The sequence below is a fragment of the Rhizobium sp. YAF28 genome (assembly GCF_052113285.1).
Lineage (GTDB): Bacteria > Pseudomonadota > Alphaproteobacteria > Rhizobiales > Rhizobiaceae > Rhizobium.
Genome location: NZ_JBFRCX010000017.1, coordinates 75,489 through 89,499, shown reverse-complemented (window position 1 = coordinate 89,499; position 14,011 = coordinate 75,489). Strand labels below are relative to the sequence as shown.

Annotated in this window: 14 protein-coding genes; 10 read left to right on the top strand and 4 right to left on the bottom strand. The window is 57.8% G+C overall.

Features of this window, described 5'->3' with window-relative positions:
* Positions 1–21 precede the first annotated feature (21 nt).
* From arcA to AB4Z13_RS29585, 3 genes are all read right to left on the bottom strand, one after another.
* Positions 22–1,251 carry an arginine deiminase gene (gene arcA, locus AB4Z13_RS29595; protein ID WP_113320166.1) on the bottom strand — a complete coding sequence of 410 codons (1,230 nt, stop codon included), beginning with the start codon at positions 1,249–1,251 and terminating at the stop codon, positions 22–24.
* A gap of 171 nt (positions 1,252–1,422) precedes the next feature.
* Complete coding sequence (locus tag AB4Z13_RS29590) at positions 1,423–1,629, bottom strand: hypothetical protein (protein WP_007813158.1); 207 nt, start codon at positions 1,627–1,629, stop codon at positions 1,423–1,425.
* Between the two features lie 182 nt (positions 1,630–1,811).
* The gene (locus AB4Z13_RS29585; RefSeq protein ID WP_439017988.1) at positions 1,812–2,162 is read right to left on the bottom strand and encodes a hypothetical protein; all 351 of its coding nucleotides are present in this window, start codon (positions 2,160–2,162) and stop codon (positions 1,812–1,814) included.
* A 271-nt stretch (positions 2,163–2,433) separates the two neighbouring features.
* On the opposite strand from AB4Z13_RS29585, the gene AB4Z13_RS29580 reads away from it, so the two are divergent.
* The 3 genes from AB4Z13_RS29580 (at position 2,434) to AB4Z13_RS29570 (ending at position 6,183) form a co-directional block, all read left to right on the top strand.
* Positions 2,434–3,654 (top strand): sensor histidine kinase, encoded by a 1,221-nt coding sequence (locus AB4Z13_RS29580; RefSeq protein WP_442207490.1) that lies wholly within the window; start codon positions 2,434–2,436, stop codon positions 3,652–3,654.
* On the top strand, positions 3,644–4,312 hold the full coding sequence (locus AB4Z13_RS29575; RefSeq protein WP_439017990.1) for a response regulator transcription factor: 669 nt from the start codon (positions 3,644–3,646) through the stop codon (positions 4,310–4,312). The genes AB4Z13_RS29580 and AB4Z13_RS29575 overlap by 11 nt, the downstream gene beginning before the upstream one ends.
* 92 nt (positions 4,313–4,404) lie before the next feature.
* Positions 4,405–6,183, top strand: coding sequence for a hypothetical protein (locus AB4Z13_RS29570; protein ID WP_442207489.1), 1,779 nt, complete (start codon positions 4,405–4,407; stop codon positions 6,181–6,183).
* 5 nt (positions 6,184–6,188) lie between these two features.
* Here AB4Z13_RS29570 and AB4Z13_RS29565 read toward each other — a convergent pair whose 3' ends face one another.
* Positions 6,189–7,154, bottom strand: a complete 966-nt coding sequence (locus AB4Z13_RS29565; RefSeq protein ID WP_439017992.1) for a hypothetical protein — start codon at positions 7,152–7,154, stop codon at positions 6,189–6,191.
* Positions 7,155–7,313: 159 nt separating this feature from the next.
* Here AB4Z13_RS29565 and AB4Z13_RS29560 point away from each other — a divergent pair, with 159 nt between their 5' ends.
* The 7 genes from AB4Z13_RS29560 to AB4Z13_RS29530 all read left to right on the top strand — a co-directional run bounded on the left by AB4Z13_RS29560 (position 7,314) and on the right by AB4Z13_RS29530 (position 14,011).
* Positions 7,314–7,958, top strand: a complete 645-nt coding sequence (locus AB4Z13_RS29560) for a helix-turn-helix domain-containing protein (RefSeq protein ID WP_439017993.1) — start codon at positions 7,314–7,316, stop codon at positions 7,956–7,958.
* Positions 7,959–8,003: 45 nt separating this feature from the next.
* Positions 8,004–8,351 carry a hypothetical protein gene (locus tag AB4Z13_RS29555; protein WP_113319956.1) on the top strand — a complete coding sequence of 116 codons (348 nt, stop codon included), beginning with the start codon at positions 8,004–8,006 and terminating at the stop codon, positions 8,349–8,351.
* 249 nt (positions 8,352–8,600) lie between these two features.
* The gene (locus tag AB4Z13_RS29550; RefSeq protein WP_439017994.1) at positions 8,601–9,758 is read left to right on the top strand and encodes a Gfo/Idh/MocA family protein; all 1,158 of its coding nucleotides are present in this window, start codon (positions 8,601–8,603) and stop codon (positions 9,756–9,758) included.
* A 13-nt stretch (positions 9,759–9,771) separates the two neighbouring features.
* Complete coding sequence (locus AB4Z13_RS29545; protein WP_025669760.1) at positions 9,772–10,656, top strand: carbohydrate ABC transporter permease; 885 nt, start codon at positions 9,772–9,774, stop codon at positions 10,654–10,656.
* Positions 10,653–11,510, top strand: a complete 858-nt coding sequence (locus AB4Z13_RS29540) for a carbohydrate ABC transporter permease (protein ID WP_025669759.1) — start codon at positions 10,653–10,655, stop codon at positions 11,508–11,510. The genes AB4Z13_RS29545 and AB4Z13_RS29540 overlap by 4 nt, the downstream gene beginning before the upstream one ends.
* Positions 11,511–11,586: 76 nt before the next feature.
* Positions 11,587–12,792 (top strand): ABC transporter substrate-binding protein, encoded by a 1,206-nt coding sequence (locus AB4Z13_RS29535; protein ID WP_442207504.1) that lies wholly within the window; start codon positions 11,587–11,589, stop codon positions 12,790–12,792.
* 85 nt (positions 12,793–12,877) lie between these two features.
* Positions 12,878–14,011, top strand: coding sequence for an ABC transporter ATP-binding protein (locus AB4Z13_RS29530; RefSeq protein WP_442207488.1), 1,134 nt, complete (start codon positions 12,878–12,880; stop codon positions 14,009–14,011).

Genomic DNA, 14,011 nt, shown 5'->3' with positions numbered 1-14,011 from the left:
TCTGTTTGGTGGGTGAAAACGTCAGTAAGCCGGGTCGCGCCAGATAGGGCACGTCATGCAGTGCCCGCCACCGCGGCCGCGACCGAGTTCGGAACCGCGGATGGTGATGACCTCGACGCCCGCCTTGCGCAGCAGCGTATTCGTATAGGTATTCCGGTCGTAGGCGACGACGACACCGGGTTCGAGCGCGACGACATTGTTGCCGTCGTCCCATTGCTCGCGTTCGGCCTGATAGGAATTGCCGCCTGTTTCGACCGTGCGTATTAGCGGCAGATCGAGCGCTTCGGCGACGACATCGAGCATCGGCTGGCTTTCGGGATGGATCTCGAATGTGCCGTCGTCATCTACCGGATACATGCTGTAGCAGCGGATCTGATCGACGACCTCGGCAAAGAGCGTGACAAGATCGCGATCACAAAAGCTGAAAACCGTATCGAGATGCATGGCTGCGCGGCTCTTCGGCATCAGGCAGGCGATCACTCGCTTTGCGGCCTTGTTTTTGAACAGGGCCTGCGCCACCTGGCCAACGGCCTGATAGGTAGTTCGTTCGCCCATGCCGATCAGAACAGTGCCATTGCCGATCGGCATGACGTCACCGCCCTCCATCGAGGCATTGGCAAACTGATTATCGGAATCGCCCCACCAGATCCGGAAATCGCCGCCGTGGAATATAGGGTGAAACTTGTAGATCGCGCGCTGGATCAGCGTCTCGGCGCGTCTGGCCGGCCAGAACATCGGGTTGCAGGTCACCCCGCCATAGATCCAGCACGAGGGGTCGCGCTGGAATAGGGTGTTGGGGATCGGCGGGATGACGAAATCGGTTTCCGGAAGGGCACTCAGCATCAGCGACTTCGCTTTGACGTCGGGCAGGTCGGAGATCGCAATGCCGCCGATCATGAAGGCGGCAAGCTGTTTGGCCGGCATCTCGTCGAGCCATGGCCGCATCGCCTCGGCGATCTGGGAGCCGAGCACGTTCGGGGTGATGCGTCGATCCAGTATGAAATCGCGCGCTTGTTTGTTTGAAAACGTCTGGTCAAGCAGGTCATGGGTCTCAAGAACTTCGACCCCTCTTTCCTGCATCTTCAGGACAAAATCATAGTGATCCTTCTGGGCCTCATGCACCCACAAGACATCGTCGAAAAGAAGGTCATGGCAATTCGCGGGCGTCAGCCGCTGGTGCGCCAGAGACGGTCGGCAGACCATGACGGTTCTCAGCTTTCCGACCTCAGAATGAACACCGAAACCACGCATGAGGTCCTCCTTCCAGCCCCAAAGGATGACGGCGCCGCCGCCGGCCCTTGAACACATCCAGCCTGTTTGAAAGCCTACTTGGGCAGACACGGCGATGTCATTGATTGCAGACAAGGTGCGGTGCAGCATTTGCAATTTCCGACCATCCGGGATGAGGAGAATGCAGCCTGTTCAGTGAAGGTCAGACGTGTTGCATCGCTGCATCTGCCATGCGCGCCAATGGGTCGGGTGGAGATCGAGCATCTCGCCGGTCAGGGCATTTGCCCATCCGCCAGGCAGACGCTGGCAGGGAAAAACCAAGGCATGGACGCCTTCGTCGTCAATGACGGCGAGTTCTATATCCTCTTCGAACGGAGCTTCGACGACCAACCGCCACATCACCGACCCTTCCCGACGATGCACGAGTGTCGACCGACAAGAGGCTATTGTTTCGGCGTGCCAGTCACTCGGCCGGCGTGATTTTCCTAATAGCGCGGATGCCGCAAAGACCTCCGCTACGACCTGCCTTTCGATGGATTCGCGACAGCGCGGCCTTCTTCGTGGGAACCCTGCGTGCCCGCTCATTCGATGTAGAACGTCAGATTGCCGTTGCGGGCGCGCGTCACCCATTCGATCTGGTTGGGTGTCAATTTCTTGGCCTTCAGTTGCTGAACGAGCCATGCGTTGGAGCGGATGGCCGTGCGGATTTCCTTGACATGTTCAGCGCTGCCCGGCCTCGGCATCGCGCCGACTTCGACTGCGGTTCGAAAACTGACAATGGAGAACCGCTTGTCGTGATAGGCTCTGATGTGCTCCGGCAGGTTTTCGGCCCAGTTCATGCGCCGGAATTCCTTGCGGTTCTCCTGGGCGCCGACAGGGGTCACGACCGACGCAGCGGTCGCAATAGCAATAGCAAGAGCAAACTTCCTCATCTTCCAGCTCCCTCAAAATGGCTGTAAACCCATCGCGTCCCAGAGTAGCGGAACAACGAGCCAGAGGCATTGAGCCGGATCAATGGAGATGAGGCCGGCCCAAAGCGCCGGCTCGCCGGACTTTCAGCAGGTCCCGTTGAAGAAAAAGACCAATAGAGTCTACGCGATACTACACTGATCCCCCATCCAAAGATGGTAAACTCTTGTCATTGTTGAGGAGGAAGGGCCGTCGAGGCACTGGATCACTTCTCAAAGGGCGGAGGAGACCATCATGTCCACCAAGATGGAGGCGCCGCATGTTACCGAATTCAGTTCCCTTGTCTCAAGCCTGACGGGACGAACCTCGTTCATCGGCTCGCTAACAGCACGCCATAAGTCCGCGCGAGGTTCGTGCAAAAAGAACGGGCCACAGGCGAACTGGATTCGACAACTCTACGAACACATGCCTGACGCAGTGTTTTTCATGACGGACAACAATAGAATTTCAGCCTGTAATGGGGCTGCGGTGACCCTGTTCGGTTATGAAGAAGGTGAACTGCTCGACCGCAAGATCGACTTTGTCTGGTCTTCAACGCCGGATGTTCAGATCAAGGGACGCTGGGCAGACCAGGGCGCGGTGCGTGCTGGTCTGGCGACGACCAAAACCGGCGTTCAGTTTCCAACTGCCCTGACCATCATCCGAGAACAAGGCGAAGGACGAACCTTCGTTGCGGCGATCTTTGAGGACTTCCGGACAGAGCGCGAGACATTGCAGCAGGTTCAGGAGCTTCAACGTGAGCTGGCGCGTCTTGCAAGAATAGTCGCGCTTGGGGAAATGACAGCGACGCTGGCACACGAACTGTCCCAACCGCTGTCCTCGATCGCCGCTTACTCTGAAGGTTGCAAGCGCCTTGTGACGAACGACTGCCGGCGGCACGGCGTGGAGCTTCGTGAGGCCTTGTCGGAAATCACGCAGCACGCCTTGTGGGCGGGAACGATCGTCGAGAACGTCCGGGAATTTGCAAAGCGCGGCGCCGGCGAGAAACGACTGGAGGCGATGCACGCGTTGATCCCCGAAGCGACGACGCTTGGGCTCACCGGATCGGCCCGGAAAGGCCTTCACATCGATTTGCGGCTCGAATCCGAGCGGGACATCGTGGTCGCAGATCGCGTCCAGATCGTCCAGGTGCTGATCAATCTTCTTCATAATGCCGTGGAAGCGACCGACGGCGTCGAGCAGCCGACTATCGCGATCCACACCAGGACCGACGATTTCTCGCATCTGTTTGTCGACGTATCCGACAATGGCTGCGGAATTGCCGCCGAGATCGAAGAGGCGCTGTTTCGTCCCTTCGTGACCAGTAAACCGCGCGGACTTGGCATGGGCCTGGCATTGTCCAAACGCATCATCGAAGCGCATGGAGGCCACATCAGCGCGCGCAAGGGAATACAGGGAGGCTCGATCCTCTCATTTTCGCTTCCGCTGGCGGAGACCCCAATCGATGGCGAATGACCTTACGATCCATCTCGTCGACGACGAGGAGTCGCTCCGGCGCTCTCTAACGTTTTTGCTGGTGTCGGCAGGCTTTGCTGTTCGCGCACATAGCTGTGCGAAAGCCTTCCTAGAACTTCTGCCGCTGTCGGGGCGAAGTTGTCTGGTCACTGATCTGTGCATGCCGCATATTAACGGCATCGAATTACTCTATCGCCTGCGACGTCTCAGTATAGACGTGCCGGCGATCGTCATTACCGGCCAGGGAGATATTGCCGCGGCTGTACAGGCAATGAAGGCGGGGGCATTCGATTTCCTGGAAAAACCTCTGAAGGAGGACGTGCTTATTGCCGCCATCAACGGAGCGATGGGACAGAGGCGGGCCGGCAGCGTTTTACCTGATTCCGGAAGCGTCGCCACACGGCTCCGCCAGCTCACGGAGCGCGAACACCAGGTTCTGATCAGCGTACTCGATGGCTTACAGAACAAGATGATTGCGTATCAACTTGGGATCAGCTCGCGCACGGTGGAGGTCCACCGCGCCAATGTGATGGCTAAAATGGGCGCGCGCAATCTGGCAGAGCTCATGCGCATGGCCATTACCATTGACGCTGCGACGCAATCGCCTGAAACCGCAAAGGCTTTGCCGATCGGCAGCGGGTCAACTTATATTCGATAGCCTTAAAGCAAATCTTGCAACCTCGGACTTGTGGGGTATGATGCGTTAGAATTGACTTATATAACTGCGTGATCTTTGTCGTAGGGTCGATCATGAGAAGCGCAAAGGTCAATACTTTCCGCAGTTTTGGGCCGACGACGGACGAAGTTTGCCGACAGGTCGAACGAATCCTTACAAGCGAGGAGTTTCACGCGCCGAAGCGCGGGCGAAATTTCCTGGAATTTGTCGTCAACGAGACGCTTGCCGGTCGATCGGACTTCTTGAAGGCATTTACGATAGCAAATGTGGTGTTTGGCCGGGAAGCTTCATTCGATCCGCAGAATGATCCTGTTGTCCGGATCGAGGCCGGCCGAATACGAAAGTCGCTCGAGCGTTATTATCTCGTCGCAGGCGAGAGGGACGACGTCGTCATTACTGTGCCCAAAGGCGGATATGTCCCGCATTTCGAATATGCGCGGGGTGCGCTTGCTCCGACTGAGCCCATCGAGACCTCAGACAATCCGCAGAATGTTGAGTACCAAGATCAAAGTCATTCGCTTGAGGAAACACGTCGGCCGGGATTGGTCACCCTTATTGGTCTCGGGACTGCGCTGGCCGTCGTCCTCGCTCTTCTTCTTCTAGCCCTCACGTTCGCATTGTCTTTGCGTGATGCTCCGACCGCAGCATTGCCGCCGACACGTCCTGAGCCAAAGGTGATCGTCGAATTCTTTGCCGAAAGCAGCCCTGCTGACGTTGGCTCGGATATCGGGCGAGGCCTGAGGGACGATATTATCGGACAACTCGCCCAGTTCGATGACATCGTTGTCGTCGCAGATCCGTTCCGTGATGAGCACGTCTCAGTTGCCGACTACATACTCCAGGGTAATGTCCAGATCGATGGAAGCAGGCTGCGTGCTGCTGTCAGGCTGGTGCACCAAGTGGATGGAGCCGTCATCTGGGCCAATAATTTCGATGGGGACCTTCAGGACCAGAACCAGCTTGTGATTCAAGGCAATTTCGCACGAAAAATCGCCAATGCGATCGCACAGCCCTATGGCGCCATCTTTCAGACCGACACGGATATGATAGCGCGAACGGCACAGATGGAAGACCGAAGTGCCCATGAATGTACACTCGTCTATTCCAGCTATCGTCAGACCATGACAGGGCAAAGTCACAGCGCGGCGCGCGAATGCCTGCAACAGGCCACCCGGCGTTTTCCCGACAATGCGACGTCCTGGGCGCTGCTGTCCATGGTCTATCTCGACGAAATCAGATTCCGCCATACGCTCGGTACATTATCGTCGACCCAGCCTCTCGCGCTGGCGAGCGCTGCGGTGAAGCGGGCAGCATCGCTCGCGCCGCACAATCCACGCGTGCTACAGGCGCAGATGCTGGTGAGCTTCTTTAGAGGGGATACCGACGAAGCCTTAAAGGCAGGCACCGCAGCCTATGCTGCAAACCCTGATGATGTGGAAGTCGCAGGCGAGTACGGCTTGCGATTGGCGATGTCTGGGAAATGGCAGTCAGGCTGCGAGTTGCTGTCGATCGCCCTCAATAAGGGTGTCGGTACCAAAGGTTACTACGAGGTCGGTATGGCTTTGTGCGCATTCATGGAAGGAGATCTAGAAGAGGCGGAGAAGTGGTCGCGAAGGTCCGATCTCGATGATAATCCCATGCATCGCCTTGTGCTGCTGTCCATTCTCGGTGCTGCCGGAAAGACTGATGAAGCCATGCTGGAAAAGGATTGGCTCAATATTCACGCGCCCATTTTGATGACTGACATACGCCAGGAAGTCTCGCTCCGCCTGCAGCGGCCGGAGGACCAGGAGCGGTTCCTGAACGGGCTGCGCGCCTCGGGATTGGTTATCAGCCCCCTGTCAGCAAGATAAGGCAGCTACGGGTCGGCGCCCGCGTCGTTCAGCCCGTGGTTGTTCGAAATAGTCACCGCGATTTGTGTGGCGATCTCGTCCTCGACGTCGAGAATGGCCTGGCCGCGCAGGTCTCGATCATATTGATTTGCCCAGGTGACCGCGCCATCGGCGGCATTTATCAGGCGGACATGCAGATGAAGGATCGTACCCTCGATGAGAGCGCTTCCCTGCAGGCTGAAAAACGAACCGGTCATTTCCGCCCCGGATCGGCCTGGAGCAAGCACAGTAAGGCTCTCCACCTTCATGAGCTTTGCAATCAGCTGATCGGCCAATCCCTTCACGAAATCAGCTCCCTGCGCACTGCCGCCGAGAGCGACGAAGGGTTCGACCGCAACCCTGACCTTGCTCTCCGACTTTGATGCGGCAGGCGCCGGCGACGTCTCTGGTGGGGAGAGATAGGCTTCAAGCGGACGAACAAGAGCGAGTATGGCCATTGCCCCGAACAGCGCGGGGACGCCGATCGGCAACAGGAGATCACGATAGCTCACCGCCCGCTCCTGCCCGGGGGCGCGCCGCTTGCTCTCGCGGTTCTGCGGGGCGGAAATTTCTGCTACATACGAACTGTCTTCTGCGCTCGAAAAGTGCGGCGCATAACCTCCTTTGGGGACAGTAATCCGGATTGGATCACTGCTTCCGCAGACCAGGTAGTATCGTTCGAGCGCTCGACGGATCCGCCCCGCCTCGATGCGGACAACTGGATCATTCTGTGCATCGAAGGATGCATCACGGCCAAAAACCGCTTGTGCAATCGTATAGGCCTTGAGCTGTTCGCTGCGCCCTTCAAGTGTCTCTTCAACGATATATTGCAGGAAGCGGCGCCCGCGCTCCGGGGCAAGGAATTCCGGACTGGCGAGTATAAGGTCAAGCTGCGCACGCACGCTTGCAGAGTCTTGAAGTGCGCGGTTTTCCCCTCCCTCTTCCGATACCATCCAGACCTCCCTCGATACCTTCGTATCGCTCTCATCAGGGGGAATGGCTTTATACACCTATTGGTGGTTCTGGGCTTCCGTAGCGATACGTAAGGGATATCTCGAATACCGGGGCGGACAGCGATTGCCTATGCTGAGATACGAATGGGAGCGACGCATATGCTTCAAAACCAAACGATCGCAAAGCACACGACGTTTCCTGGCCATCGCTATGGCAGCGTTGCCGGAACGGCTAAGGATCAATCGATCCGGCTCAAGGCCGACGAGACGATCTATAGCGAAGGTGAACACGCGTTTGCGATCTATCAGGTCGAAGCGGGCGCGGTGCGGATTTACCGCCTCACGGCAAGCGGGCAGCGATATATTCTGTCCTTTTGCGGCAAGGGTGAATGGTTCGGGCTCGAGACGGGCAATGTACGAACCGATTTTGCAGAGGCAGTCTGTGAAACCTGTATAAAGCCCTTTCGCGCCAATCAGGAGGCAGTCGTCCCCATAGACCTTCTCCACATTGCCCTGACGAACCTCGCGAAGGCACAGCACAAACAGCTCGTCATCACCGAGCAAAGCGCGCTGAAGCGGGTCGCCGCCTTTGTTTATGAAACGGCTGATCGTTATCCCGGAGATTGCGAATTCGATATGATGATGTCGCGCAGCGATATTGCCGACTATCTCGGGCTGACGGTCGAGACCGTCGCCCGTTGCTTTACGAAACTACGCGAAAAACGAATTCTTTGTCTCAACGGCAAACTGCAACGCATTGTCCGACTTCTCGACCGTGATGCGCTCGTCGCACTGACGATCTAGCTGCAGCGGATTTCGAAGGTCGATCTTGAAAAAGGGGATTGAACGATGACGCATGCATCCGGTCGAAGATTGAACGCATCAGCCAAAGCGGTCCTCGCAAGCCTGATAGCGCTAACGGGCCTTCCACTCGCGGCCGCGGAGGCACAGACCTCTCCGTTTGACCAATTTCCAATACTTATCCAATGCAAGTACAAGGAAACCTATCACGTTTTCTACATATCACGTATTTCAGAGGACGGTGTCGCAACCTATGTGGCATCCGAACGCATGGGCGGTACGATCACCCTGGACGGTCAGGCGAAGGCAACCGGCGGCGCAAGTGGCGGCAGTTGCGTCGGCAAGACTTTGGCAGAGCTTCGTGCATCTCACCAAGCCTATGACTTGAAACCCTAAAGCCCGCCTTGTGTTCTCTCCGTCACGCGAACGCTGCGGAGTGAACCGCCGATCGCATAGTCTCGAAGCCAAAGCCGAAGGGTGTACTCGAGCCGCCCGATCTGATCTTGCAACCGGTCACATCGGGGGTGGAGCGGATTGATGAAAATTAATTTCATCAATCCGCTCTGAACCCCGTTTTCAGTTGACGGCCCTTGTTTTTTGTCCCAACTTGAAGAAAATAAATTACGAATTGGGAACATTGTTGGCATGAAAGTGGGAATCATAGGGCTGGGATTCCGGCTCGGCTATCTTGGCTATGTTTTCAAGGCTATCGACAGCAGCTTCGAGATCGTCGGTTACGTCGATCCGGAGCCCGCGGGACTTCCCGGACTGATGGAAAAGGGCGTCTCTGTCGGCAAGGCCTATGCTTCACCGCAAGAGCTCCTCGCCTCCGACAAGCTCGATCTCCTGATGATCGGCTCTCCCAACCACATGCATCTCGATCATATCCGCCTCGGTCTTGAGGCTGGTCTCAAGGTCTTCTGCGAAAAGCCGATTGTCACCACGATCGCCGAAAGCATCGAACTTGCCCATCTGATGGCCAAGTTCGGCCATGAGCGGCTGATGGTCGGCCTCGTGCTGCGCTACTCTCCTCTTTACAAGGATCTGCGCGCCATCCAGGCCGAAGGCAAGCTTGGCCATATCGTCTCCATCGAAGCCTCTGAACATATCGAACCCTATCACGGCGCCTTCTTCATGCGCGACTGGCGCCGCTACGAGCGCTATTCCGGCAGTTTCATGCTGGAAAAATGCTGCCATGACCTCGACCTTTATAATGGTGTGATCGGCGCCCGCCCCGAACGCGTCGCAAGCTTCGGCGGCCGCAAGAGCTTCATTCCCGCCAATGACCCGGCGCGCGAAGGCATCAACGATCTGGAACTCTTCCACCGCAAGCCAAGCGGCTGGATGGGCTCGGACAAGGTGTTCGACAGCGACGCCGACATCATCGATTATCAGGTGGCGATCGTCGAATACGCGAATGGCGTCGGCATGAATTTCCACACCAACCTGAACGTTCCCGACCAGTTCCGCCGCTTCGCCATCATGGGCTCGCGCGGCATGGCCGAGGGCGACTTCGTCCGCGGCTATCTCGATGTCCACGAGCAGCTGACCGGCAACAAGATCGTCGAAAACAAATATGCCGCGACCGAATTGTCGCAGCATTACGGGGCCGACGAGCAGATGGCGGCCGATATTCTGCAAAGCGTGCGCTCCGGGTCGGATCTGCCGGTCTCTACGCTGAACGCATTGGAGGCAGGCATCCTGGCACTTGCCATGGATGAGGCTCGCATGAAGAAGGCCGTGATCGACCTTCGTCCCATATGGGACCGGTTCGACGAGGCGCTACACGCCAGAGCGGCCTGAGGAGAACGGCAAGATGAGTGCTCAGAAAAGTGCCGTCATCTTCGCCTGGATCCTTCTCCTTCCGGCCGTCCTCTATGTGCTCGCGATCGTCGCCTATCCACTGGTCGATACGTTCATCCTGTCGTTCACGGATGCATCGCTACGCAAGGTCACGAACTGGGTCGGCTGGGTCAACTACGAGAAGATCTTCAATTCCACCTTTGCGGAAGTCATTGTCCGAACCTTCATCTGGACCTTCTTTTCGGTCGCCCTGAAGATGATCATCGGCACCTTCGGCGCCTCCATGCTGAACGCCGCCGTGCCCGGCCGTTCATTGTTTCGACTGCTCACCATGCCGCCATGGATCGTGCCGATGGCAATCGGCATCTTCATGTGGGGTTGGATGTATAATGGCCAGTTCGGGATGATTTCCGGATTGCTGCAGCGCTTCGGCCTCGTCGACGGTCCGGTCGCCTTCCTCGCCTATGGCAGCACCGCCTTCTGGGCAACGATCGTGACCGACGTCTGGATCGGCGTCCCGCTGGTGACGATCTACTTCCTCGCCGCGATCCAGTCGATCCCGAAGGATCTCTATGAAGCAGCATGGACCGACGGCGCCGGCCGCTGGTACCGGTTCCGCCGCATCACGCTGCCGCTGATGGTTCCGGCCATCATCACCATGTCGATGCTGTCGCTGATTGCGACCTTCAATTCCTTCGACATCATCTGGATCCTGACACAGGGTGGTCCGAGCGGCGAAACGACGACGATGATCATCGATACCTATCAGACGGCGATCGGCTCGAAGAAATATGGCGAAGGGGCAGCGCGCGCTGTGCTGATCTGCATCTTCCTGTCGCTCTTCTGCTTCGCCTATTTCCGCGTCACCCGCCGCCTCAATCCGGAGAAGCGCGCATGAGCAGCCGTCCCATGATCGATCGCTACAGCTGGTGGGAAATCATTCTCATTTACTGCGGTATAGCGCTCTTCCTGTTCTTCGTGCTGTCGCCATTCGTCGAAGGCTTCCTGGTCTCGCTGAAGCCGCTCAGCCAGCTCTTCTCCTCGCCCTACCGCTTCTGGCCGGAAAACGGCTCCTTCGAGGCCTACCGGACGATGTGGATCAGCGTACCGGGCTTCGGTCGCTACATCTTCAACTCGTTCTTCATCTCGATCATCGTCACCGTGATCGTGCTCTGCCTCGTCATTCCGGCATCTTATGCGTTTGCGAAGTTCGAGTTCAGGGGCATGGGCATCCTGCTCGGTGCCTTCCTGACGGTGAACATGTTCTCCGGCGCCGTCCTGCTCATCCCGCTCTTCCGCCTGATGCGCAGCATCGGTGTTTTGAACACCTATCTTGCGATGATCGTGCCGGGCGTCGCCTTCCTGATCCCTTCGGCGATCTGGCTGCTGCGCACCTACATGATCCGCATTCCACAGGAACTCAACGAAGCGGCCTACATGGATGGCGCCAGCCATTTTTATACGCTGCGTCGTGTCATTCTGCCCATTGCGATGCCGGGGATTATCGTCGTCGCGATCACCACCTTCATCGGCGCCTATGCCCAGCAGTTCATCTTCGCGCTGACCTTCAACTCGAAGACTGAATACATGCCCCTGCCGGTGGGACTCTTCGCTTATTTCGGCAAGCAGGAGGTCATCTGGAACGAACTGATGGCGGCCTCCTTCGTCGGCATTGCGCCGGCGATGATCGTCATCTTCTTCCTTCAGCGCTATCTCGTCGGCGGCCTGACCGCCGGTGCGGTGAAACAATAAGACCAACAATAAAGAGTGAACAGCTAACAACGAGAATGGGAGTAACGACGTGAGCATTACCATCAAGACTGGCCTTATGGCGCTCGCCCTGCTTGGTTCGACGGCACTGACCGCGGTCACGGCCCAGGCAGCCGACAAGGAAATCAGCTGGATCTATTGCGGCGACACGATCGACCCGATCCACACCAAATATATCAAGGAATGGGAAGCGAAGAACGCCGGCTGGAAGGTTTCGCCGGAAGTCGTCGGCTGGGCCCAGTGCCAGGACAAGGCAACGACGCTGGCTGCCGCCGGCACGCCGGTCGCCATGGCCTATGTCGGCTCGCGCACGCTGAAGGAGTTCGCGCAGAACGACCTCATCGTTCCCGTTCCGATGGCCGATGACGAGAAGAAGGGCTATTACCCGCATATCGTCGACACGGTCACCTTCGACGGTAACCAGTGGGGCGTTCCGATCGCCTTCTCCACCAAGGCGCTTTACTGGAACAAGGACCTCTTCAAGCAGGCCGGCCTCGACCCCGAGACGCCGCCGAAGACCTGGGCCGAAGAAATCCAGATGGCAAAGACCATCAAGGAAAAGACCGGCATTCCGGGCTTCGGTCTTTCTGCCAAGACCTTCGACAACACGATGCATCAGTTCATGCATTGGGTTTACACCAACAATGGCGCCGTGACGGATGCCGAAGGCAAGATCACGCTCGACAGCCCGCAGATCCTGGCAGCGCTGAAGGCATATAAGGACATTTCGGCCTCTGCCGAAGAAGGCCCGACCGCCTATGAACAGAATGAAGTCCGCGCCATCTTCCTCGATGGCAAGGTCGCGATGATCCAGGCTGGCTCAGGTGCCGCCTATCGCCTGAAGGATACGAAGATCAACTGGGGTGTCACCACGCTGCCGCTCGGTCCTGACGCCAAGGGTGCAGGCACGCTGCTGATCACGGACAGCCTTGCAATCTTCAAGGGCTCGGGCGTCGAGGACAAGGCGATCGAATTCGCCAAGTACATCACCTCACCCGACATCCAGGGTGAATACGAGCTGCAAGGCGGCGCAGGCCTCACCCCGCTGCGTCCGTCCGCAAAGGTCGACGAATTCGTTGCCAAGGACCCCTTCTGGAAGCCGTTCATTGAGGGCATCAGCTACGGTGGTCCCGAGCCGCTCTTCACCGACTACAAGGGCTTCCAGAATTCGATGATCGAGATGGTCCAGTCCGTCGTCACCGGCAAGGCCGAGCCTGAAGCCGCTCTGAAGAAGGCTGCAGGCGAGATCGAGGCCTTCAAGTAAATCGACGTCGAGGATCGCAGGTTGACGATCTGCGATCCTCACCGACCAATTCATGCGCGTTCAGGCCGGGACCGGAGACAGATTTTTGGGACAGCTTCAGCTCAACAAGGTTCAAAAATTCTATGGCGACTACGAAGTTCTCAAAGGCGTCGAGCTCGACGTCAGGGACGGCGAGTTCGTTGTCTTCGTCGGGCCTTCGGGATGTGGCAAGTCCACCCTCCTGCGCATGATCGCAGGTCTTGACGCGACAACCAAGGGCGACATCATCATCAATGGCGTCAGGGTCAACGACCTGCCGCCGGTCAAGCGCGGCATCGCCATGGTCTTCCAGTCCTATGCGCTCTACCCGCACATGACGGTTTTCGAAAACATCGCCTTCCCTCTTCGTGTGGAAAAGATGGAGGAGGAAAAGCTCAAGGCCAAGGTCGAGAATGCTGCACGTATCCTGCATCTCGAAACGAGGCTGCAGCAGAAACCCGGCATGCTTTCCGGCGGACAGCGTCAACGCGTGGCGATCGGCCGCGCCATCGTCCGCGAGCCGAAAATCTTCCTGTTTGACGAGCCGCTGTCCAATCTTGACGCCGCCCTTCGCGCCGACATGCGCATCGAACTTGCCAAGCTGCACCGGCAGTTGAAGGCGACCATGATCTATGTAACGCACGACCAGGTGGAAGCCATGACGATGGCCGACCGCATCGTCGTGCTGGATGCCGGCAATATTTCCCAGACCGGTGCGCCGCTCGAGCTCTATCACAAGCCCGCCAACCAGTTTGTTGCCGGCTTCATCGGCAATCCGAAAATGAATTTCCTGCCTGTCACCTGCACATCCGCAAGCGAGGCAGGCGTGACCGTGGACTATCGCGGCCAGACCGCGACACTGCCGGTAGCGCCGCGCGACGGCATGGTCGGCAAGCCGCTGACGCTCGGCATCCGGCCGGAACATATCCAGCTCAGCTCCGGCGACGTTTCGCTGACGGTGACACCGAGCGTCATCGAACGGCTCGGCGCCAATACTGTGGCTTATGCTGCGCTCGGTAGCGAGACAGAGAACTTCTGCGCCATGCTGCCCGGCAGTGTCGGCATCCGCGCAGACGCGCCGGTTGCCGTCGGCATCAACGCTACCGATTGCCATCTCTTTGATGAAGACGGTGTCGCCTTCGACCGTCGCGTCGAGCTTACCGATATCGACATGAACCTGCTGGCACCTGCAACGGCCTGA

What these genes read in the sequence shown, in the direction of transcription:
- arcA (WP_113320166.1), bottom strand. Translation starts at nt 1,251, where the DNA reads ATGCGTGGTTTCGGTGTTCATTCTGAGGTCGGAAAGCTGAGAACCGTC.
- AB4Z13_RS29590 (WP_007813158.1), bottom strand. Translation starts at nt 1,629, where the DNA reads ATGTGGCGGTTGGTCGTCGAAGCTCCGTTCGAAGAGGATATAGAACTC.
- AB4Z13_RS29585 (WP_439017988.1), bottom strand. Translation starts at nt 2,162, where the DNA reads ATGAGGAAGTTTGCTCTTGCTATTGCTATTGCGACCGCTGCGTCGGTC.
- AB4Z13_RS29580 (WP_442207490.1), top strand. Translation starts at nt 2,434, where the DNA reads ATGTCCACCAAGATGGAGGCGCCGCATGTTACCGAATTCAGTTCCCTT.
- AB4Z13_RS29575 (WP_439017990.1), top strand. Translation starts at nt 3,644, where the DNA reads ATGGCGAATGACCTTACGATCCATCTCGTCGACGACGAGGAGTCGCTC.
- AB4Z13_RS29570 (WP_442207489.1), top strand. Translation starts at nt 4,405, where the DNA reads ATGAGAAGCGCAAAGGTCAATACTTTCCGCAGTTTTGGGCCGACGACG.
- AB4Z13_RS29565 (WP_439017992.1), bottom strand. Translation starts at nt 7,154, where the DNA reads ATGGTATCGGAAGAGGGAGGGGAAAACCGCGCACTTCAAGACTCTGCA.
- AB4Z13_RS29560 (WP_439017993.1), top strand. Translation starts at nt 7,314, where the DNA reads ATGCTTCAAAACCAAACGATCGCAAAGCACACGACGTTTCCTGGCCAT.
- AB4Z13_RS29555 (WP_113319956.1), top strand. Translation starts at nt 8,004, where the DNA reads ATGACGCATGCATCCGGTCGAAGATTGAACGCATCAGCCAAAGCGGTC.
- AB4Z13_RS29550 (WP_439017994.1), top strand. Translation starts at nt 8,601, where the DNA reads ATGAAAGTGGGAATCATAGGGCTGGGATTCCGGCTCGGCTATCTTGGC.
- AB4Z13_RS29545 (WP_025669760.1), top strand. Translation starts at nt 9,772, where the DNA reads ATGAGTGCTCAGAAAAGTGCCGTCATCTTCGCCTGGATCCTTCTCCTT.
- AB4Z13_RS29540 (WP_025669759.1), top strand. Translation starts at nt 10,653, where the DNA reads ATGAGCAGCCGTCCCATGATCGATCGCTACAGCTGGTGGGAAATCATT.
- AB4Z13_RS29535 (WP_442207504.1), top strand. Translation starts at nt 11,587, where the DNA reads ATGGCGCTCGCCCTGCTTGGTTCGACGGCACTGACCGCGGTCACGGCC.